The following is a 20,864-nucleotide window of genomic DNA, read 5'->3' as shown; positions in this document are numbered from 1 at the left end:
GTTTTTAATTGTTTTATTTTTTAATTATTTTTATTTGATTAGGTGTTGACCTTACCATAATTGGAAAGAATAGAGTTACTACATCAAGGGTAATGATGTACCTGATAGGAAAGAATAACTTCCGAGCTTATTACCCATTATTTTTTCATAATTGTAGTAAGAGGATAACTCCATGAAACGCTTTGTTCCAATGTTAATGATCGGTGCGATTGTATTTAGTGCGGGGTGTTCCTCTTCTGACGCTCCAAAGGATAATTCAATGAGTGAGAATAAACATGAAAGCCATTCAATGCACCATGATATGAATGGTTCAGCTAAAACAGATAATCCATCTACAAATGCCTATATGGAAGTAAATACTCGTATGCACAGCGGAATGGGTATTGATTTCACGGGAAATGCAGATACTGACTTTATGTTGGGTATGATTCCTCACCATCAGGGTGCGGTTGATATGGCAAAAGTAGTTCTTCAATACGGCTCTGATCCAAAAGTGCGTCAGCTTGCTGAAGATGTTATCTCTGCCCAGGAGTCAGAAATCAAGATGATGAATGAATGGTTGGCAAAAAATAAAAATCATTCTGACAGCAAAAATGAAGATAGCCCATCAACTCAAGCATACATTAAGGTCAATGATGAAATGCACGCAGATATGATGGTTCCATTTACAGGAAATGCTGATGTTGATTTCATGAGAGGCATGATTCCCCATCATCAAGGTGCAATTGATATGGCTAAAGTAGTTCTTCAATACGGTTCTGATCCAGAAGTGCGTCAGCTTGCTGAAGATGTTATCTCTGCCCAGGAATCAGAAATCAAGATGATGAATGAATGGTTAAGTAAACATAAGTAGATACTTCTCTATTCGATGTTCTTTTAAATGAGGGGCTTTTTAAAGCCCCTTGTTTTATCTATAAATTTGATGAATTGAGGATTATGTTATATGCCAAAAATTATAGTTCTTCCGCATGAAAAGATTTGTCCACAGGGTGCGGAACTTGAAATTGAAAGTGGAAGTAATTTATGTCGAAGTTTATTGGATCATGGCATTCCCATAGAACATGCCTGCGATTTATCAGGTGCATGTACAACATGTCATGTTGTCGTGAAAAAAGGGTTTGATAGTCTGGAAGAAATGGATGATGTAGAGGCTGACTTACTGGATCGTGCTTGGGGGCTTACGGCTGAATCAAGACTATCTTGTCAGGTTAAAGTCCAAGATGAAAACTTGGAAGTAGAAATCCCCAAATACACGGTAAACTATATTTCAGATCATCATGAATAAGTGTTTCTAGTTTGTTTTTAAGACATTTACTTTTGAAACTTGATTAAGTATTCTTGGTACAGATAAAAGGTGAATCTGGTCAGTATGTCAAATAATAAGTTCATAAAACTTATTCTTGTATTTGTCCTGTTTTTGTTTTCAATAACAACTACGGGTGTTTATACATGGGCGCCTGTAATTGCTAAAAATTTAGACCATCACCATGATCTAAATATTTCTATTGTGTCTGGAGATATAAGTCACTGGACTCTAGTTCATCATGATAATCAAATTTCTCAGGAAGATACAAAAAATCATAATTGGAAAAGTTATGATCAATCTGCTTTACAACATTCAGTTAAGCCTATTACGATTCAAGAACATTTTGCTCTTGATCCTGTATTCTTCTTGAGCTTTGCCCTACCTCTTATACTACTTTTTCTTAGTTTTTTTGAAATACCTATTAGGTCTTTTGGATTTAGGAAAAGGCAATCTTTTATTAGTAACTCTTATACTTATACAAAAGCTTTAATCGTTTTACGTAATTGATTTTTCTATACAAAAAATAATTTTTCATTTTTTTTGTATAGGTAAAGTCATGTCTAAAATTTATCAGATATTTCTTACCTGTGGTTTGGTAGTCATGGCAGCACCTGCTTTTGCAGAGCAAGATTATGCCCGACTACAACAACAGGTATTAGCAAATGATGTAATTCTCAAGAGTTTGCAACAATCTCAGTCTGCGTATGATATCAATCAACAATATGCTGGGCGATTGAACAATCCAACTTTTAATATGGAGCTGGATAATTTAGGAAATTCCAAGCTTAAAGAACTTGATGGCCCTACTACCATGATTGGGCTTTCTCAAGATATTCCCTTAAATAATAAGTTACAGTTACGTAAACAACTGGCAGGATTTCAGGGCAACAATAATCAGTTTGAGATTGTAAAACGTCAGGCAGAACTTAAATCAGAATTAAGGACTTGTCTGTCAAACTGGTATGTTGCAACCCAGCGTGCTGAAATTTTTTCAACTGAAAGTAGTTTGTATAAGCGACAAGTCAATGTACTCACTGAAAAGTTAAAATTCGGTCGAGTGATTCCCTCTGATGTCCAGTTAAGTTCGGCATTGTCAGCAGAATCAGCTTTACGTCATCAAAATGAGTTAAAGAGGATTCAATATCAGAGAAACCTCTGCTCTAAGTATCTTCCTGATTTGCCAAATCAAGCCATTGAAGTGCCTCTAGATATTAACTTTTCCAATCGTGTCAGTTTATTGGAACAGGAAAGTGTCTTAAAAACACAGTTGGCAAAAACACAACTTGAATTGGCAAAAAGAGAGGCCGTACCTGATATTACATTGGGTGTTGGTGTCCGAAATTATCAGGAAACCAGTGACAAGGTATTTTTAGTTTCCACCTCAATTCCCCTCGCTGTCTTCAATCGTAATAAAGGCAATATTGCCATTGCTCAAGCTACCCAAGCCAATGCAGAAACCCAATCTGTCTGGGCAAATCGTAACGCTAAAATTGAATTGGAAAATAAATCGGTTGAGATTTCAAACCTGATTGATGCAATCAAGCAATATGACAGCACGGTATTACCCGCAGCCAATGAAAGTTTACGTATTGCTGAACTGGGCTATCAGGCAGGCAAGACTTCCCTATTGGAATTTAATAGTAATAAGCAAATTTGGTTGGATAAACAGTTAGCCCGTTATGACCTGTGGTTGGCTTTGCAAAATCAAATTGCAGAGATTGAGAAAAACTACGTCACCAATTTAGAACAGGAATAGGGGGAACACAAACATGAATAAAACCACCAATACTTTAATTGCAACAGGTGTTGTTGCATTACTGATTATCCTGTGTGCGATTGCTTGGTATAAGACAGGTAATAAACCAAAGGCGAATTCAGGTGAAACGGTAGAGGAAAGCGTTGCAGTTGCAGGTGATGAAAAAGGCCAACATGGTGGACGTTTATATCGAGATGGCGATTTCTCTACGGAAGTTAAGATTTTTGAGGAAGGTGTTGAACCTCATTTACGTGTATATGGCTATTTCAAGGATAAGCCCTTAAAGCCTCAAGAACTGACTGCAAATATTTTCATCAAGCGTCTTGATGCGGAACAAAATATTAGCTTTGTACCTGAAAGTGACTATCTGATTGGAAATGAAGTGATTTATGAACCACATTCATTTTTGATGATGATCAATGTGGAATATCAAGGTAAAAAGCATACATGGAGGTGGGACACCAAAGAGGGTCGTACCAATATTCCTGATGCCAGTCTAAAAAGTAGTGGACTCGAAGTATTAACTGTTCAGCCTATGATGTTTGAAAATAGCTTACAGCTTAAAGGTGAACTTAAATTTCCAGACAATTTTGAGAGTTTTATTACCCCTAAAGCAAGTGGCACACTGGTTAAAACCTATCGTACGATTGGTGATAAGGTCAGTAAGGGTGACTTATTGGCAACCGTACAAAGTCAGGATGTGATTCGTCTAAATGCTGAACGTACTATCGCTCAGGATACCTTGCAGTTTACACGTAAAAAAATGGAGCAAGAACGGGCTTTATGGCAGAAACGTGTTTCCCCTGAAATTGACTATATTAATGCCGAACGTGAATTTGATAATGCCCATGTTCGTGTCAATGAGTTAAGTAACATCATTAACTCTTATGGTGGTTCTGGCAATGGAATGATTGAAGTACGTGCCGCGATGTCAGGCACAGTGCTGGAAATTCTAAGTGCCATTGGCACAAATGTTAACCCATCTACTCCGATGTTTAAAATTGCCAACACTTCACAACTTTTAGCAGTAGTGAATATTCCTGCTGATAAATTGAATGTGGTGAAAACAAGTAATAAAGTCACCATCCAATCACAGACAACAGCTTCGGAAGAAGCATTGGGGCGCATCAAATATATCAGTGATGTGATTGACCCTAAAACTCGTACTGCTCAAGCCTTTGTTGAAATTCCGAATCAGTTTAACTGGCGTTCAGGTCAGTTGATTTCAGCACAAATCTTTGAAAGTCAATCCATGAAACCGATGGTGGTGCGTGAAGATGCACTACAAACCTATCGTGACTGGGACGTGGTTTTTCTTCGTGTTGGTGATGACTTTGAAGTTCGTCCACTTGAGTTGGGTGAGAAATTCAATGGATTTGTTGAGGTCAAATCGGGTTTAAAAGTTGGACAAAAATATGCAGCAGGTAATTCTTATCTCATAAAAGCAGAGCTGGGTAAATCTGGCGCTTCTCATGACCATTAAAAGCAGGAGTAGCGAACATGTTTGACCAGATTGTAAAACTGTCAATCAAGAACCGTTGGTTCGTATTGATTGTATTTTTGTTTATTGGGGCATTTGGTGTCTATAACTATTTCAAACTGCCGATTGATGCAGTCCCTGATATTACAAATGTTCAGGTACAAATTAACAGCGAGGCTCAGGGACTCTCACCACTGGAAATGGAAACTCAGGTGACCTTTCCAATTGAAACAGCCCTAGCAGGTATCCCCAATCTTAACTATACCCGTTCGGTGTCAAGATATGGACTATCACAAGTCACTGTTATCTTTAAAGAAGGTACAGATATTTATTTTGCCCGCCAATTGGTGAATGAAAGGCTTCAGGGTATTGTACCAAGTCTGCCAAGTAGTATTTCCACTTCAATGGGACCTGTGTCTACAGGACTTGGCGAAATCTTTATGTATACCGTTGAGAATACACCCAATAATCCAAATCCAATGTCAGCTACGGATTTAAGGACATTGCAGGATTGGGTGATTAAGCCACAACTGCGAAATGTTGAGGGTGTCAATGAAATCAATACCATTGGTGGCTATGTAAAACAATTTGTGGTACGTCCTAATTATCCTTATTTGCGGAGTATCGGCTTAGACCAACAGGTAATTGTTGAAGCTATTTCAAAAAATAGCATGAACAAAGGTTCTGGTTATATTGAAAAAAATGGTGAGCAATATCTACTGCGTTCAGATTCACAAATCACATCAATTGAGCAAATCAAGAGTATTCCAATTACGACAAGTAATGGCTATATCCTGCGTTTAAATGATGTTGCAGAAGTATCTATCGGAAGTGAATTGCGTACAGGTGCAGCGACCAAGAATGGTCAGGAAATTGTATTGGGTACAGCATTCATGCTCATTGGAGAGAACTCTCGTAGTGTCGCCCATGCTGTAGATCAAAAATTACAGGAAGTCCAGAAGTCACTACCAGAAGGTGTGGAAGCGAAAGCTGTTTATAACCGTACTACACTGGTTGATGCAACAATTGAAACCGTTAAAAAGAATCTGTTAGAAGGTGCAATCCTTGTGATTGTGGTTCTATTTATCTTTCTTGGGCATTTCCGTGCCGCACTTATTACAGCAATGGTCATTCCATTATCCATGTTGATGACCATTACAGGCATGGTCAATCAGAAAATCAGTGCCAATCTAATGAGTCTTGGGGCATTGGACTTCGGGATTATCGTTGATGGTGCTGTGGTTATTGTCGAAGCATCTCTGGCAAAACTTGCTTTAAAACAGAAAGAGTTAGGGAGAGTACTAACTCGACAGGAACGATTTGCCACAGTATTTGATGCCACCAAAGAATCTAGAAAAGCCATTCTTTATGGTCAGCTTATCATTATTCTGGTTTATCTACCTGTGATGACGCTGACAGGTGTTGAAGGAAAAATGTTCACGCCAATGGCAGCAACAGTGGTGATGGCATTACTTGCAGCGATGATTCTCTCGATTACTTTTGTCCCTGCCATGATTGCATTAGTTACCACAGGCAAAGTAAAAGATGAAGAGTCCAAAATTGTTCATGGCATTAAAAAGTTTTATCACCCTGTTCTGGACTGGTCACTTAACCATCGACTGATACTGGTTGCTTGTGTAGCAGGTTTCTTTGTATTTACTGCCAGTTTGTCTACTCGTCTTGGTTCAGAGTTTATTCCATCGTTGGATGAGGGTGATGTGGCATTACACGCATTACGTATTCCTGGAACATCACTAAGCCAGGCAATCGAAATGCAATATGCACTTGAACGAGAAATCCAAAAGATACCAGAGGTGAAATCGATTTTTGCCAAAATTGGAACAGCCGAAATTGCAACAGATCCTATGCCACCTAATGTGGCAGATAACTATGTCGTGTTAAAGCTCCGTAGGGAGTGGCCGAATCCTAACAAGGAGAAAGCTGATGTCGTGGCAGAAATCGAACGAGTTTCAAAAGGTGTTTATGGCAATAACTACGAGTTCACCCAACCCATTCAGATGCGTTTTAATGAGTTGATTTCTGGTGTACGTACGGATGTTGCTGTAAAAATTTCAGGTGATGATTTGGAACAACTGTTGGAACTTGGCAATGAAGTCGCAGATATCCTTGAAACTGTTAATGGAACTGCCGATTTAAAAGTTGAACAAATGTCTGGTCTACAAATGGTTTCTATTGAACTTAAGCGGGACATGATTGCCAATTATGGTTTAGATGCTGAAGATGTTCAAAATAAAGTATCTAGTCTGATTACTGGGCAAACCGCAGGCAGAATGTTTGAGGGTGATAGAAAGTTCGATATTGTCGTTAGAATGGAAGAAAGTGCGGTCAGTAATCTGGAAAAACTCTATCAAATTCCAATGCGTTTGCCAGATGGGTCAAGTGTACTGTTGTCCGATTTGATTGAGTTAAAAACCATTCAAGGTCCAAACCAGATTTCTCGTGAAAATGGTAAACGCCGAATAGTCATCACTGCCAATGTACGTGGAACAGATATGGGTAGTTATATTGCTGAAGCTCAAGCCAAAGTAGATTCCCAATTCAAATTACCAGAAGGTTACTGGATGTCTTGGGGCGGTACATTTGAGCAGATGCAGTCTGCTACTAATCGTTTGATGATTATTGTACCTGTAGCACTATTATTAATCTTTACCATGATTTACATGGCATTAGGGAATATTCGTAATAGTTTATTGGTCTTTACTGGTGTGCCATTTGCATTAACTGGTGGTGTCATCGCTTTAGCATTAAGGGATATTCCACTTTCAATCTCTGCTGCTGTGGGCTTTATTGCCCTCTCAGGTGTGGCGGTATTAAATGGATTGGTCTTAGTCACCGCAATTCAACGCTTGCAAGCTCAAGGTCAAAGTTTGGTTGATGCGGTAAAGCATGGTGCTTTAGAAAGATTAAGACCTGTATTAATTACGGCTCTGGTTGCTTCTCTGGGATTTATTCCAATGGCGTTAAATGTCGGCATTGGTTCAGAGGTTCAACGCCCAATCGCAACTGTAGTTATTGGCGGGATTATTTCTTCCACATTACTTACATTGATTATTCTGCCTACCTTGTATGTCTGGTTCAATCAAAGAGCCAAGCGTAAAGCAGAAGTAGAAAATTTCTCTGAGCAACAGGTTTAGGGAAGAAATGAAATGATAGGCATGGTGCAAGATAAAAAGTTTAAAGGAACAATGATGTGGCTTGTCTGCATCCTTAGTCTTGCATTGTGCCTGCATTCTAATACACATGTAACTGAAATCAGTTCATTTCAGAACGCACCTTATGCAGAAACACATCCACATGAAGTGAATCAACCGCATATACATAGCCACCAAGATACTTATCATGAACATTTTGTTGGTTATGATGTTGGTCAAAATATTAGTTTTATTGTACTGATTTTCAATTCTCAAATTATTGACAGAATCAAACACTATACCCTTTTAGTGATGAGTCGCATTTTTAAACCGCCAAAAAATGAATGAATTATCAATTCATCATTTAATTTTTTGGAGTTTAATTTATATGACAAGTTCTTTCTTGCAGTGGGTGAAATCAAGAAGCCGCTTAAAACTGATAGTAGTATTAAGCCTATTCTTGTTTAGCCCAATGTTATTTGCGCATGGTGTTTCGGAAGGTGACAAAGGTTACATTCAGGAAATCTACGGTGTCCATATCATCCCATTTATCTATTTGGGAGCGAAACATATGCTCACGGGATACGACCACCTATTGTTTCTCGTTGGCATTATTTTCTTCCTATATCGAATAAAAGATATAGGCTTATATGTCAGCCTTTTTGCCATTGGTCACTCAATCACCATGCTGATTGGTGTGTACTACAACATCTCAATGAATGCCTACATTATTGATGCAATCATTGGTTTCTCTATTGTTTATAAAGCCTTAGATAATTTGGGTGCTTATCAAAGATGGTTTGGGTATCAACCCAATACCAAAATTGCAACCTTAATTTTTGGTCTGATACATGGTTTTGGTTTAGCCGTCAAAATTCAGGAATATGAAGTCCCTAAAGATGGCCTATTGGCAAATTTAATTTCATTTAATGTCGGTGTTGAACTCGGTCAGCTCATGGCACTGTGCATCATTTTGCTATTTATGACCATGTGGCGAAAAACCCCTTACTTCTTTAAAACAGCTTATCAAAGTAATGTCTTTTTGATGTTTCTTGGTTTTTTATTGGTCGGCTATCAGCTTACTGGCTTTATCACACAATAAGGATTGAATTATGTACAACACTGAAATTCCAAAAAATATTCAACTTCCATCTTCCAAAAAGTTGATTAAATCAACAGTAATTGCAGCCATAAGTGCGGTAGTTGTATTAGTGACATGTGTGATGCCCGCTGAATATGGTATCGACCCAACAGGTATAGGAAAAGCCATTGGTTTGGTTGAGATGGGAGAAATTAAACAGTCTTTAGCCAAAGAAGCTGAACAGGGATTGGGCGAAAACACTGGCGGTTTTGCAGAAGAGTTTGATATTTCTGGACAAGATACTAGTGTTTCAGAGGCAACCCAAGCTCTAGGACAAACAGAAGCAAATACAAAGGTTTCAAATGAAAGTGAACCAGCCAAAATGATACCTGCTGTGACCAAAGAATCTATTTCGATTGACCTCAAGGCTGGTCAGGCAACAGAAGTGAAACTGGCAATGCCTAAAGGTGCAAGTGTTAATTTCGACTGGAAAACATCAGGTGGTGGTTTGAATTTTGATACACATGGAGACCCAGTGAATGCCCCGAAAGATTTTTATCATGGTTATGGCAAAGGTCGAAATGAAACTCAGCAATCAGGGACTTTAACGGCTGCATTTGACGGTAAACATGGTTGGTTCTGGCGAAACCGTAACAAAGAATCTGTCACAGTAACTTTAACAGTTGAAGGACAGTTTAGTGAAATAAAACGGATTTTTTAATCTATTTAAGGACATTTAAGGGCAATGCTCTTAAGTGTCCTATGGATAAAGCAGGTGAACTAGGAGAGCCGATAAAATGTTTACAGTATTAAAAAACACAACATATAGACATCTATTTCTTGCACAAGTGATTGCATTAATTGGTACTGGCTTAATTACGATTGCATTGGCTTTACTTGCGTATGATATGGCTGGCGAAAAAGCGGCACAGGTTCTCGGTATTGCACTGGCAATTAAAATGATTGCTTATATTGCCGTCGCACCTGTTGCCTCAGCTTTTGCAGAACGTTTACCCCGAAAAAAGGTTTTGGTTGGATTAGATATTATTCGGGCATTAACAGCACTTTGCTTACCATTTGTAACCCAAATCTGGCAGATTTACCTGTTAATTTTTATTTTACAATCCGCATCAGCAGCATTTACCCCTACATTTCAGGCAACGATTCCAGATGTATTGCCTGATGAAAAAGATTATACCAACGCCTTATCATTGTCCCGTCTAGCTTATGATTTAGAAAATATAATTAGCCCGATGTTAGCAGGGCTGTTATTGACAGTTATTAGTTATAACAATTTATTCTTAGGTACAGTCATTGGCTTCATTGGTTCAGCATTATTTGTTGTCAGTGCAAAACTACCTGTAGCAAAAATTCCTGAATTTAAAGGTATATATAGTCGAATCAAACAGGGGGCAAAAATATATTTTAATACTCCACGATTGAAAGCCTTACTTGCATTAAATCTAGCCATTGCTTCGGCAAGTGCTGTAGTTATTGTCAATACAGTGGTACTGGTTCAATCAACCTTTAAACTGACAGAACATGCAACAACTTGGGCGTTTGGTCTATTTGGTCTTGGTTCTATGCTTTCAGCATTTATATTGCCTAAAGTTCTTGATAAATTTAATGATAGAACCGTGATGTTAACAGGTACAACCATACTGACCATTGGCTTGTTCTCTGGCTATTTTATTCATTCCTATGCTTGGTTATTGGCATTGTGGTTTATTTTAGGTGTGGGCTATTCAGTGGCTCAAACACCAACAGGGCGATTAATTCGTAAATCAGCATCCAGTGAAAATAGAACAGCTTTATTTGCAGCACAATTTGCGTTTTCTCATGCGTGCTGGTTGATTACTTATCCATTAGTTGGGTGGTTGAGTACCAATGTGGGAACATTACAGACTTTTATACCTATGGCAGTAATTGCCGTTATTTCACTCATACTTGCGATGCGTGTATGGTCAGCTCAGGACGAAATGTATTTGGCTCATAATCATGATGATTTACCACCAGAACATGAGCATTTGCAACAACATCTGGTCAATGGAATCCATATTCATGAATATGTAATTGATGATTACCACCAGAAATGGCCAAAATAACTACTTTTTACTTAATTAAATTTTAGTAAGACTTGACCTTACAATTATGGCAAGGTTTATATTAAATAAATCTTGAATAATAGTGGAGATAAATATGGAATTTCATGTTGAAGGTATGACCTGTGGCGGTTGTGCCCGTGGTGTCACCAGAGCAATTCAAGCAGTTGATGCTAATGCAAAGGTAATTACTGATCCTCCAAATCGCAGTGTGAAAGTTGAAACAACTGCAACTCAGCAACAAGTGGTTGAGGCTTTAACAGAGGCTGGTTTTCCTCCTCGCTAAGAGTGAACAAAATAATAAAGCGACTCAAAGTAGTCGCTTTTTATTTCCAATAAAAAGCTAAAACTTAAGTATTTTTGGGAAGTTGAATTAACACCACCCCTCCAAGAATCAAAACTAATGCCAATAATTCAATTACTCCTATACTTTCTCCAATCATAGCGCCAATGATAACAGCCACAATTGGGGCAATATATGTAGCCCCAGCAGCTTTTACTGGTCCAAGCTTTTGAATGATGTAGTAATAAATGAAGAAAGCACCTCCCGTTCCCAACATCCCTAGGCCAATAATCACCCCCCATAGTGTATGGATGTCCGATGTAATCGCAGTAATATGGTCAAAGTCTGTTAGAAGCAACAATGTAAGTGTTGCGATGCCTGACTGCCATGTTGCTAATGCCACTGGAGGTAAGTTTAAGGGAGAAAGAAAATATCGGGCATAAACAAAAGAACATCCAACACTGAGTGTTCCAACAATCATCCATACGATACCCATCAAAGGGATCTCCTGTGTGCTTTCCCATGGTCTGGCACTTAAGATGATGCCTAGGAATCCTAGTATAATTCCAAGGGTCATCCGCTTTGTAGGTTGTTCCTCACGAAGAAATATGATGGAAGCCAAGAACGTAAAAATGGGAATAGAGCCACTAAGCAGTCCAGCGATACTGGTGGGAAGAAGAGCTGTTCCAGCGACAAACCCATAATAATAGAGTGTCGTTGCCAATACTGACATCACGGTGAAATGAGGGAGATAACGTAATTGCTGGCGATTGATTGCCCTTGTATAAATAGCAATCACTAAAAGAGGAAGAAATCCAAATAGGACTCGCAGGAATACGGTTTGTGAGGGGGAAATAAGGATAGTGGCCCATTTCATATAGATAAAATTTGTTCCCCAAATGATTCCAAGTAGAACTAGTGCGACATAAGCGCGAAGCATCTTATCTGTATCCTATTGAGTCAGTTTAGGGGTTAATCCAATGGCTATTCATCAAATTTCCATCGTTGTCATAAGTGAAATATGCACGCTGGTTGTTTTGGTGCTGCAATTGAAACCAGTCTAAAATCTCAATCTGGACAGAAATAACACCAAAACATGAATATCCATCTTGTCTTTCATCACTGTCTGTTTCTAGAAGTGAGTGGCAACCAGTGGTAAAAGCACACTCATCTCCTGGTGGTCCACCCGTATAGGTTCTCTGTGTCCATATACTCAATGATTGCCATGCCTGTTGAGCAACTTCAGTACCAGAAGCATGAAGTGTGGCAATACCTTTTAGGCGAAGCTGCAAACGCGTCTTTGAGCAAAACCCCAGAATGGTCGTAGATGGGTTTGCCAAGAGTTCATTCCATTTTGGACTGCGAATATCGGTATGGATCTCAAGAATACGTTTTAATTGATTTACATGTCTTAGCACGACCATTCTGGCCTGTGGCGTATCCTCTTTATCTACCGAGCATAGATTGATATAGCGGAAACCTGATTCAGGGGTGATAGTTGCCAATTCAAGTTCTTTCCAGGCCAAAGTATTAATTTGAATAAGATCATTTGCCATAACAGACACCTCAGTCAGGATAATTTTCCAGTCCTATACTTTATTTTCTAAAGGAAGACTCAGCATAAAAATTGCTTTTATTAGGACATTATTTCAACTAGTTGAATGACTTGCACACGATTAATAAACGCATTAGAGTGTAGAAAAACTACTGTCTATTTGGTTCTATGTTATCTCGTCGGAAACTCCCATCTTTAAATGCTTTGCGTGCTTTTGAATCGGCAGGACGGAAGTTGAGTTTCCGTGCTGCTGCGGATGAACTGGGAGTTACCCAAGGTGCGATTGCTCAGCAGGTCCGGGCATTGGAGGAACATCTGGGGGTTACACTATTTCAGCGTCTTCCAAGAGGACTGGCTTTGACTCCAGAGGGAGCTAATTACTTGGTCAATATGACTCATGCCTTTGATATTCTTACAGAATAAACGGAATCGATTTTGGATCAACCTGATAGCGTAACCATTAGTGTAACTCCGACGATTGCTGCCAAGTTGTTGATCCCTCTTTTAGGTAAACTACATACATCATTGCCTGATATCAAGCTGCATACATTAGCTACTGAAGCTGTATCAGATTTTGATCGGGATCAGGTTGATATTGCTGTACGCCTTACTAAAAAGTCATTTCCAGAGAATTTGGAAGCGCAGTTATTGTTCCGTCAGGAACTGATTGTTGTGGCAAGTCCTTTTCTTGTCCAAGATTTAACTCTTCCTTTAAAGCCTGAACAATTAATATCAATGCCACTTCTACATGATGCTCACGATAACTGGCCCAAGTTCCTAAATACAAATGTTAAGTTATCTGGACTTGTTTTTAGTCAAACCACTCTGGCATTAGACGCTGCTTTGTCAGGGCAAGGCATTGCGTTAGCATGCCGAGCCTTTGTAGATGAAGAGATTAAATCAGGAAAACTGGTACAGGTTGTTTCGGAAATAATGACCATTGAACCAAGTTATTATCTTGTACGGAAAAAATCCTCACACTCTAATACTACTGTGAACAAGATTTGGCAGTGGTGTATAGAATATCTTGGTACTAATTAAAAAACTCTTTAAGTAATTGACTTATATATTCTTACTTTATTGGTTATATATGTGGTCATATAGACATAACCTCTTTTTCATTTGCAGGTGTTATTGGAGTTAATGTGGTCATCCTTTTATATCGACCAAGATGGTGTTTGTTATCTGCTTTGATTTTGTAAGTATAATTTTTCTTGGATTTAGTATTATTAATTACAGATAAATTTGGATTAGTGAATGTATGTCTTATAAAAACATCTTTCTTTATATTCTCTTTGAATACATTGTCGAGCTCTATAATTATATTCTGTTGGATAATAATCTCACTACTTCCCATAAAGGTGCTGATAGATAGTAGAGAGTCCCTAATCAAGGTAAAAGTACAAGAAAATTTATTATTGATCTGAACTGCTTTTATTGCCTTGGCAGTTTCAAAAACATCGCGGTATTCTTCAATACTAAACGTAATGTCACTTTTGAATGGTAATTCGATATGAAGAACATTACAAATGAGTCTGCAATAATAAGTATATGATAGTAAAGGTAATAGTCTGGAAAAATAAGTTTTTCCAATTGAGGTGCTTGAAGAGAATACTTCTAAACCATCTATATATATGATTGCTTTGAATTCTTTACTATTTGACAATGATTTATAAAATTTAAAAATTTGATCAAAGTAAGGTAATTTAGATAAGTTTTTGTTATCCCATAACTGGAAGTTTAAATCCAGATTAAAACCATCCTTTATAGGTTGTCCAGAATATGGAATTTTATTGATTTTAAAACTTAGAAGATGATTATATTTCATGGAGGAAAAGGAAAAGGTTTCTTTTCCTAATATCAATTCATCTTCAAAACTCATAAGCGTTTCACCCTCTTCATCCTGTATCTCAACAATGGCAGTTCTTTTATTATTGGGCTCAATAATCAGGATGCCATCCTTTAGGTTCTGGGGAAATATTGAGTCTAGCCCTAATGAGTTGGTGGTTACCTTGGCAATATCACATGAGAGAGTTTGGCCATGATCTATTAAGTCCGAAAATTTTTCATTATATTCAGATGGATCAATAGGAATAAAGTTGATGATAACAGGATCATCTGTATCTTCTTTAACATTGATCTCAAAGTGGTTAGAACCATTGATAAAAGAGTATTCCACATCTAGCCGTGGGTCTAATTTATGAATATATGATTTTACAGCTCTTGCTACTTCTGAGATGGAAGTCTGCATTCGATCAGATAGGTTTACTCCTATACCTTGTAATAAGGTACGATGAACTTTGTAGTCTGCCTCATTCTGCGTATAAAGCCTTGAGTTTGAATTAATTTTTATTCTATGTTCTGCTTCTTTCTTCCAATGGTGCAATAAAGGGGCTGGATAAGCCTCTGGTTCCCTATCTATTTTTATAGAGCAATGTGCACAAAGCCAAATTGCATTATTGATGTCTTTTCTTTCTTCAGTTGTCATCTCTGCCTTATAGCGAGGACCACCGATAGATGCAGCACAAATATGTGCTGCTACACCTGTATCAATTACTTTTGTTGGATCAGTCGCTTGAGGCTCCACTGTTAGAACATAGCATTCAGGGTTTGAACAACAGTTTGATACTCTGCGACGTAGTGCATCAATTGTTCTTTGGGTGAAATTATCTCTTGTTCTTTTTGACATATATATTCATAAATGTAGTTAATTAATTAGATTTTGAAGAACTGATATTAGAAGTCAATAAGCTATATTGATTTATAAGAATTTTTATAGGTATGGCATAGGAGGTTATATTGATATAACCTCCCATTATTTGTCATTTCTTTCGGGTTAAAGGTGAAACGGAAAGCAGGTCATTATGATGGTGAACGTCCTTTATATCATTGTGGGGCTCTTGCAAACCTTCAAGAATCGGACAATCAGGTCTATTATCACCAGCACAGCAGTCGATTAAGTCCTTGAGAGTATTCGCCATTTGCTGTAGGTCATTGATACGTTCTTCCAGCTTTTCAATATGACCCTGAGCCAGGCGTTTGACATCAGCACTCTGTCTACTGCGGTTATTCCATAAATCGAGTAGGTCTGATATTTCCGCTACTGAAAAACCGAGTTCACGACTTCGTTTGATAAACTTTAAACGTTCAACATCATTTACTGAGTAAGAGCGATATCCTGCATTATTACGTCCAGCAGCGGGAATCAGGCCAATCTGCTCGTAATAACGAATCATCTTGGCGGTAACTCCTGAAGCTTTAGAGACTTTACCAATGTTCATCATATCCTCCTTAGCCTTGACTGACGGATGGTGACTGGAATCGACGTAAACGTAATGCATTACCGAGTACAAATACACTGGACAAAGCCATTGCACCTGCTGCAAAGATTGGGGACATCAGTATTCCATAGGCTGGGTACAATATACCAGCAGCAACAGGAATCAACATGGTGTTATAGGCAAATGCCCAGAATAAGTTCTGATGAATATTACCAATCGTTGCTTTGGACAAGGCAATCGCATTGGCAACACCTTGTAAGTTCCCTGACATTAACACGACATCGGCAGATTCAATTGCAACATCTGTACCTGTACCAATCGCAAGTCCCACATCAGCTTCAGCCAAAGCTGGCGCATCGTTAATACCATCACCCACAAAAGCGATATGGCCATATTTTGCTTTCAGCTCTTTAACCGCACTAACTTTACCCTCTGGTAAAACTTCAGCAATCACTTCATCAATACCCAATTGTTTGGCAATCGCTTGAGCAGTACGAACATTGTCACCAGTAACCATTGCCACCTTAAGCCCTAATTGGTGTAGAGCCTTAATCGCTGCTGGCGTTGTGGATTTGATTGGGTCGGCAACTGCAATAATTCCTGCTAGTTCGCCATCGACAGCAACATAAAGAGGGGATTTACCCTCATCACCAAGACGCTGAGCTGTAACAGCAAATGGAGCAACATCAATACCAAGTTGAACCATATAACGGTCTGCACCAATATTGATTTTTTCATTACCATTGATGGTTGCATAGACACCCATACCAGTGACTGAATCAAAGGTATCGACTTTAGGTAGAGCTAGGTTTTCACTTTTTGCCGCATCAACAATTGCTTTAGCAATCGGATGTTCAGAACGGGATTCGACAGCCGCAACCATGCCTAGAACATAATCACGCTCAAACAATTGGGTTACTTCAAAGTCAGTCAGCACAGGATGACCCTCTGTCAACGTCCCTGTTTTATCAACTGCAACAACTTTAGCATCTTTTAATAGTTGTAAGGCTTCACCTTTACGGAACAACACTCCTAACTCTGCACCACGACCTGTACCCACCATAATTGAGGTTGGTGTCGCTAATCCCATTGCACACGGGCAAGCAATGATCAGCACTGCCACAGCATTAACCAACGCAAAGGTTAAGGCTGGTGATGGACCAAAAATAAGCCAGACTAGGAATGTAAGTACTGCGGCAATCATCACCGCAGGGACAAACCATAAGGTAACTTTATCCACCACAGCTTGAATCGGCATTTTAGAACCCTGTGCTTGCTCAACCAAACGAATGATTTGAGCCAGCATAGTTTCGCCACCCACCGCCACAGCGGTAAAGGTCAACGTGCCATTCTGGTTAATGGTGCCGCCTACCACATCACTGCCGATGCCTTTCTCAACAGGGATTGGTTCACCCGTAATCATGGATTCATCAACAAAACTTTTTCCATCAGTGACTTGACCATCGACAGGGATTCTTTCACCTGGTTTCACAATGATAATGTCATCTGCAACCACTTGGTCTAGTGCAATATCTACCATTTGGCCATCGCGTAAAACATGGGCAGTTTTGGCCTGTAAGCTGACTAAACGCTGGATTGCTTCAGATGTTCGCCCTTTGGCTTTTGCTTCAAGAAAACGACCCAGTAAGATTAATGCCACAATCACCGCAGCAGCTTCGTAATATACATTTACCGTTCCTGTGGGAAGGATGTTGGGTATGAATGTGGCAACAATAGAAAATAGGTAAGCTGCTAATGTACCAACCGCAACCAGCGAGTTCATATCAGGTGCTAAACGGAGTAATGCAGGCAAACCTTTTAGATAGAATCTTCGTCCTGGAATAACTAAAACCAACGTGGTCAGGATGAATTGTAAATACCAGCTATTCTGCATCCCAATAGTTTGATCAATCAGTTGATGAACACCAGGGATAAGGTGAGATCCCATTTCCAAAATAAATACAGGCAAAGCCAATAGGGTTGCAAGAATCAAATCACGCTTAAGTTCAGCACGTTCTTGATCTTTTTTCTCAAGCAGCTCTGTCTGGTCAGGAATAGAAGCTTGAATTTCTGTGGCATCGTAACCAGCTTTATCAATTGCGGTAATCAAGTCATCGACATTTGCTGAACCACTGACCGTTGCACGCTCAGTCGCAAGATTGACATTGGCCTCTTTTACACCTGCAACGGCTTTAAGGGCTTTTTCGACACGACCTACACAACTAGCACAGGTCATGCCTTTAATTGATAATTCAATATTATTTGCGGGCACGTCATAACCTGATTGTTCAATGGCATGAACCAGTACCTGACGATCCACAGGCTGATCAAGTACAATATCTGCACGTTCTGTCGCTAGATTGACCGAGGCAGACTGTACACCATCAACTTTTTTGAGTGCTGTTTCAACACGCCCAACACAGCTGGCACATGTCATCCCTTCAATTTTTAATGTAACTTTCATATTATTAGAAAGCTTATCTGTTGCCTTTCCCATAAGATATACCTATAGTGCTTACCCAATTATTAAGAGCATAAACCTTGCCATTATGGGAAGGTCAAGGGTAGAATATGTAAACATATATATTTTCTAAATAATAGGAATTTAAGTATTAGTATGAATTTTAATAATCACCCGATACCATTATCTCAAGATGAGATTATGTCTTTAGCTGAAACATTTCGGCTATTAGGTGATGCTTCACGACTTAAAATTCTACTTTTTTGTATGCGGGGGCCTAGTTCAGTAGGTGAAATCAGTGATGCTCTTGATTTATCCCAATCTTTAGTCAGTCATAATCTTCGTTTATTGCGTTCAGCTCGTTTAGTCAAAGGCGAAAGACAATCTAAACAAGTATTTTATGAGATTGATGATTTACATGTTAGTCAGGTTTTATTAGATATGGCAAGTCATATTAGTGAGGAGCACTAATTTATAGTAGTACGTAATGTATTGCAAAAATATCTAAATTAAATAACTTTAAGGGGAAAGAGGGTTATAGGAATTCTTTATTTTTATTACTCTAAACAAGAAATATATCATGCATTTATTTAAGTTATCAGTATCATCTACAAAAAGTTAAGATCAAGGGCATATAATTAAGAAATGTCTAGCTATATGCCTTGATATCTATTTGAGGAAAGTGCTATCTGTTTTTAACAGCAACTTGTAGTGTTATCTTCAAATGCACTTAATCGGCAGAAACAGGATGCTTCAATATTAATATCAGCCGAGGCAAGTGCTATATCACGTTGCAGCGAAATATCTCGAGCTTCTTTCTCTAGACCTAGTTTTGCTAAACACTCATAAAGTCCATGAAGACTCCATACATTGTTAGGGCGAATTCGGCGACGTCCAAGGTCACCTTCTAGCCCCAGTTCAATCCGATATTCTTGGGCTGCTACTTCAAAGTTTCCTTGTTCCATATTAAGTGCGCAGAATGCATGCCGAACTGGTTGTAACCAAGCTGGAGGATCACAATAAGGAAGAGCATCTTCTAATTTAATGCCTTCTCGCAAGATTGCGAATGCTTCTTTCGTATTACCTTTACGATACTCAATTTCGCCATGAATCATTTTGGCAGCAATTTTTAAAGCTTCGACCTCTTTAACAGGTATAGAGTTAAAGCGCTCTTCTGATACATTAGCTACTGCTTTTATAAAAGACTCTCTTTCTTTTTCGGCCTCTTTAACTCTTCTTAATGAAGCAAATGCTATGCCTTTTGCGTAGTGAATCATTGCGGTTGTGGAACTATATAGACCTTTATCTTTAGGTAGCTCAAGTTTCAGAATATCTTCCCACATGCCAAATCTAATCATAACATGTGGTAGTGTTGTGCAATGGCTTTCAGTTAAATTAGCCATTGGCGGTGTAGTGATATGTAGTACTTCGGGTGTTAAAATGTCATTGATACGATGAGCCATAAATAACGCTTCCTGTGATTTACCTGCCATCATTGCACCATAAGCACCTACCATTAAATTATGAACGCGATACAAGATATTCCAACCACCTGGATTCTTTTCTCTAGAAAAATATCTTTCATCGGCTGCGATTGCATCAAGATTAGAATAAACCACTCGACGCCAATCTCCGCATGCATTATCAATATGTGTGGACATATGGGCTAAATGTGACCCATCAGGTGATAAATTACGAAGGTTATCAGCAGCTGGCAATGCAACTTCAGGATAAGGTGACATTTCCATTAAATGTATATAGAGATGATTAATTACAGGATGACGATTTGCCCCAGGTTTAGTGAAAGCAACTTCAAGCACGTTTCTAGCTTCAACTGTACCTAAACCTATGGCTTCACCGGTATCTAAATCCCACAATTTACGAGGGCTCAAGCACATGAGTGCATCTGCAAACATTGCAGCTGCATCAAGATCATTAGAATATTTTTCATAAAATGATCTCATAGCTTGAGCATATGCAAAATTCAGCTCATGAAAGTCTTGTTCATCTATAGTCACGTGTTTTGGAAAGCGTGGAGCAAGGGCATCAATTAAATCTTTCTCAAATTGTGTCGCATTATGAGTCGCTGCTAACTTTGCTTGTTCCATAATTTCATTAATATATGGAATGGTATTCTGTAAGTCTGAAGGATCAAATAAATGCCAAGCTTTATTGTAATTTGGACCAGATGCAAAGGCGATGCCCCAATAAGCCATTGCGCATTTTGCATCATGTTCTAGAGCTTTCTTAAAACAATTTATGGCTTCACTCGGATTGAAACAATATGTCCATAATAAGCCACGATCAAACCAAAGTTGAGTATCAGGAGATGACGTAGTTATTTGACGCTGGTAATCTCCTAAATTGTAGTATTTATCAGACATTAAAGTCTCCTCATCAGTGAATA

18 protein-coding genes and 1 pseudogene are annotated in these 20,864 nt (G+C 38.7%); 13 read left to right on the top strand and 6 right to left on the bottom strand.

The window, feature by feature from the left end:
- Window positions 1-172 precede the first annotated feature (172 nt).
- The 11 genes from J582_RS10280 to J582_RS10230 all read left to right on the top strand — a co-directional run bounded on the left by J582_RS10280 (window position 173) and on the right by J582_RS10230 (window position 11,163).
- Complete coding sequence (locus J582_RS10280; RefSeq protein WP_023188004.1) at window positions 173-853, top strand: DUF305 domain-containing protein; 681 nt, start codon at window positions 173-175, stop codon at window positions 851-853.
- Between the two features lie 90 nt (window positions 854-943).
- Complete coding sequence (fdx, locus tag J582_RS10275) at window positions 944-1,285, top strand: ISC system 2Fe-2S type ferredoxin (RefSeq protein WP_023188003.1); 342 nt, start codon at window positions 944-946, stop codon at window positions 1,283-1,285.
- Window positions 1,286-1,369: 84 nt separating this feature from the next.
- A complete protein-coding gene (locus tag J582_RS10270; protein ID WP_023188002.1) occupies window positions 1,370-1,813 on the top strand; it encodes a hypothetical protein in 444 nt (147 codons plus the stop codon).
- Between the two features lie 49 nt (window positions 1,814-1,862).
- Window positions 1,863-3,062: a TolC family protein gene (locus J582_RS10265; protein ID WP_023270954.1), complete on the top strand. Its 1,200-nt coding sequence runs from the start codon at window positions 1,863-1,865 to the stop codon at window positions 3,060-3,062.
- A gap of 13 nt (window positions 3,063-3,075) precedes the next feature.
- Window positions 3,076-4,545, top strand: a complete 1,470-nt coding sequence (locus J582_RS10260; protein ID WP_023188000.1) for an efflux RND transporter periplasmic adaptor subunit — start codon at window positions 3,076-3,078, stop codon at window positions 4,543-4,545.
- A 17-nt stretch (window positions 4,546-4,562) separates the two neighbouring features.
- Complete coding sequence (locus J582_RS10255; protein ID WP_023187999.1) at window positions 4,563-7,697, top strand: efflux RND transporter permease subunit; 3,135 nt, start codon at window positions 4,563-4,565, stop codon at window positions 7,695-7,697.
- Window positions 7,698-7,709: 12 nt separating this feature from the next.
- On the top strand, window positions 7,710-8,042 hold the full coding sequence (locus J582_RS10250) for a hypothetical protein (protein WP_023187998.1): 333 nt from the start codon (window positions 7,710-7,712) through the stop codon (window positions 8,040-8,042).
- A gap of 40 nt (window positions 8,043-8,082) precedes the next feature.
- Window positions 8,083-8,796, top strand: coding sequence for a HupE/UreJ family protein (locus tag J582_RS10245; protein ID WP_023270952.1), 714 nt, complete (start codon window positions 8,083-8,085; stop codon window positions 8,794-8,796).
- A 10-nt stretch (window positions 8,797-8,806) separates the two neighbouring features.
- Window positions 8,807-9,496 carry a hypothetical protein gene (locus J582_RS10240; RefSeq protein ID WP_023187996.1) on the top strand — a complete coding sequence of 230 codons (690 nt, stop codon included), beginning with the start codon at window positions 8,807-8,809 and terminating at the stop codon, window positions 9,494-9,496.
- Between the two features lie 76 nt (window positions 9,497-9,572).
- Window positions 9,573-10,880, top strand: a complete 1,308-nt coding sequence (locus J582_RS10235) for an MFS transporter (protein ID WP_023187995.1) — start codon at window positions 9,573-9,575, stop codon at window positions 10,878-10,880.
- A 94-nt stretch (window positions 10,881-10,974) separates the two neighbouring features.
- Entirely contained in the window at window positions 10,975-11,163 is a 189-nt protein-coding gene (locus J582_RS10230; RefSeq protein WP_023187994.1) for a heavy-metal-associated domain-containing protein, read from the top strand.
- A gap of 64 nt (window positions 11,164-11,227) precedes the next feature.
- Here J582_RS10230 and J582_RS10225 read toward each other — a convergent pair whose 3' ends face one another.
- Entirely contained in the window at window positions 11,228-12,100 is an 873-nt protein-coding gene (locus J582_RS10225) for a DMT family transporter (protein WP_023187993.1), read from the bottom strand.
- A 25-nt stretch (window positions 12,101-12,125) separates the two neighbouring features.
- A complete protein-coding gene (locus J582_RS10220; protein WP_023187992.1) occupies window positions 12,126-12,716 on the bottom strand; it encodes a pyridoxamine 5'-phosphate oxidase family protein in 591 nt (196 codons plus the stop codon).
- Between the two features lie 167 nt (window positions 12,717-12,883).
- Here J582_RS10220 and J582_RS0104545 point away from each other — a divergent pair.
- Window positions 12,884-13,756 (top strand): annotated as a pseudogene (locus tag J582_RS0104545) (LysR substrate-binding domain-containing protein).
- 55 nt (window positions 13,757-13,811) lie between these two features.
- Here the strand turns inward: J582_RS0104545 and J582_RS10215 are convergent.
- The 3 genes from J582_RS10215 to J582_RS10205 all read right to left on the bottom strand — a co-directional run bounded on the left by J582_RS10215 (window position 13,812) and on the right by J582_RS10205 (window position 18,493).
- On the bottom strand, window positions 13,812-15,404 hold the full coding sequence (locus J582_RS10215; RefSeq protein ID WP_023187991.1) for a hypothetical protein: 1,593 nt from the start codon (window positions 15,402-15,404) through the stop codon (window positions 13,812-13,814).
- Window positions 15,405-15,537: 133 nt separating this feature from the next.
- Window positions 15,538-15,996, bottom strand: coding sequence for a Cu(I)-responsive transcriptional regulator (cueR, locus tag J582_RS10210; protein ID WP_023187990.1), 459 nt, complete (start codon window positions 15,994-15,996; stop codon window positions 15,538-15,540).
- A 10-nt stretch (window positions 15,997-16,006) separates the two neighbouring features.
- A complete protein-coding gene (locus J582_RS10205; RefSeq protein WP_023187989.1) occupies window positions 16,007-18,493 on the bottom strand; it encodes a heavy metal translocating P-type ATPase in 2,487 nt (828 codons plus the stop codon).
- Window positions 18,494-18,613: 120 nt separating this feature from the next.
- On the opposite strand from J582_RS10205, the gene J582_RS10200 reads away from it, so the two are divergent.
- The gene (locus tag J582_RS10200; RefSeq protein ID WP_023187988.1) at window positions 18,614-18,928 is read left to right on the top strand and encodes an ArsR/SmtB family transcription factor; all 315 of its coding nucleotides are present in this window, start codon (window positions 18,614-18,616) and stop codon (window positions 18,926-18,928) included.
- Between the two features lie 224 nt (window positions 18,929-19,152).
- Here the strand turns inward: J582_RS10200 and J582_RS10195 are convergent, their stop codons facing one another.
- Complete coding sequence (locus J582_RS10195; protein WP_023187987.1) at window positions 19,153-20,841, bottom strand: hypothetical protein; 1,689 nt, start codon at window positions 20,839-20,841, stop codon at window positions 19,153-19,155.
- Window positions 20,842-20,864: the final 23 nt, after the last annotated feature.

Origin of the sequence: Acinetobacter sp. 1566109 (assembly GCF_000582255.1) — a bacterium.
Taxonomy (GTDB): domain Bacteria; phylum Pseudomonadota; class Gammaproteobacteria; order Pseudomonadales; family Moraxellaceae; genus Acinetobacter; species Acinetobacter nosocomialis.
This window is presented reverse-complemented; position numbering and strand designations above follow the sequence as displayed.

What these genes read in the sequence shown, in the direction of transcription:
- J582_RS10195 (WP_023187987.1), bottom strand. Translation starts at nt 20,841, where the DNA reads ATGTCTGATAAATACTACAATTTAGGAGATTACCAGCGTCAAATAACT.
- fdx (WP_023188003.1), top strand. Translation starts at nt 944, where the DNA reads ATGCCAAAAATTATAGTTCTTCCGCATGAAAAGATTTGTCCACAGGGT.
- J582_RS10235 (WP_023187995.1), top strand. Translation starts at nt 9,573, where the DNA reads ATGTTTACAGTATTAAAAAACACAACATATAGACATCTATTTCTTGCA.
- J582_RS10250 (WP_023187998.1), top strand. Translation starts at nt 7,710, where the DNA reads ATGATAGGCATGGTGCAAGATAAAAAGTTTAAAGGAACAATGATGTGG.
- J582_RS10215 (WP_023187991.1), bottom strand. Translation starts at nt 15,404, where the DNA reads ATGTCAAAAAGAACAAGAGATAATTTCACCCAAAGAACAATTGATGCA.
- J582_RS10205 (WP_023187989.1), bottom strand. Translation starts at nt 18,493, where the DNA reads ATGGGAAAGGCAACAGATAAGCTTTCTAATAATATGAAAGTTACATTA.
- J582_RS10255 (WP_023187999.1), top strand. Translation starts at nt 4,563, where the DNA reads ATGTTTGACCAGATTGTAAAACTGTCAATCAAGAACCGTTGGTTCGTA.
- J582_RS10230 (WP_023187994.1), top strand. Translation starts at nt 10,975, where the DNA reads ATGGAATTTCATGTTGAAGGTATGACCTGTGGCGGTTGTGCCCGTGGT.
- J582_RS10220 (WP_023187992.1), bottom strand. Translation starts at nt 12,716, where the DNA reads ATGGCAAATGATCTTATTCAAATTAATACTTTGGCCTGGAAAGAACTT.
- J582_RS10245 (WP_023270952.1), top strand. Translation starts at nt 8,083, where the DNA reads ATGACAAGTTCTTTCTTGCAGTGGGTGAAATCAAGAAGCCGCTTAAAA.
- J582_RS10200 (WP_023187988.1), top strand. Translation starts at nt 18,614, where the DNA reads ATGAATTTTAATAATCACCCGATACCATTATCTCAAGATGAGATTATG.
- J582_RS10270 (WP_023188002.1), top strand. Translation starts at nt 1,370, where the DNA reads ATGTCAAATAATAAGTTCATAAAACTTATTCTTGTATTTGTCCTGTTT.
- J582_RS10225 (WP_023187993.1), bottom strand. Translation starts at nt 12,100, where the DNA reads ATGCTTCGCGCTTATGTCGCACTAGTTCTACTTGGAATCATTTGGGGA.
- J582_RS10280 (WP_023188004.1), top strand. Translation starts at nt 173, where the DNA reads ATGAAACGCTTTGTTCCAATGTTAATGATCGGTGCGATTGTATTTAGT.
- J582_RS10260 (WP_023188000.1), top strand. Translation starts at nt 3,076, where the DNA reads ATGAATAAAACCACCAATACTTTAATTGCAACAGGTGTTGTTGCATTA.
- cueR (WP_023187990.1), bottom strand. Translation starts at nt 15,996, where the DNA reads ATGAACATTGGTAAAGTCTCTAAAGCTTCAGGAGTTACCGCCAAGATG.
- J582_RS10240 (WP_023187996.1), top strand. Translation starts at nt 8,807, where the DNA reads ATGTACAACACTGAAATTCCAAAAAATATTCAACTTCCATCTTCCAAA.
- J582_RS10265 (WP_023270954.1), top strand. Translation starts at nt 1,863, where the DNA reads ATGTCTAAAATTTATCAGATATTTCTTACCTGTGGTTTGGTAGTCATG.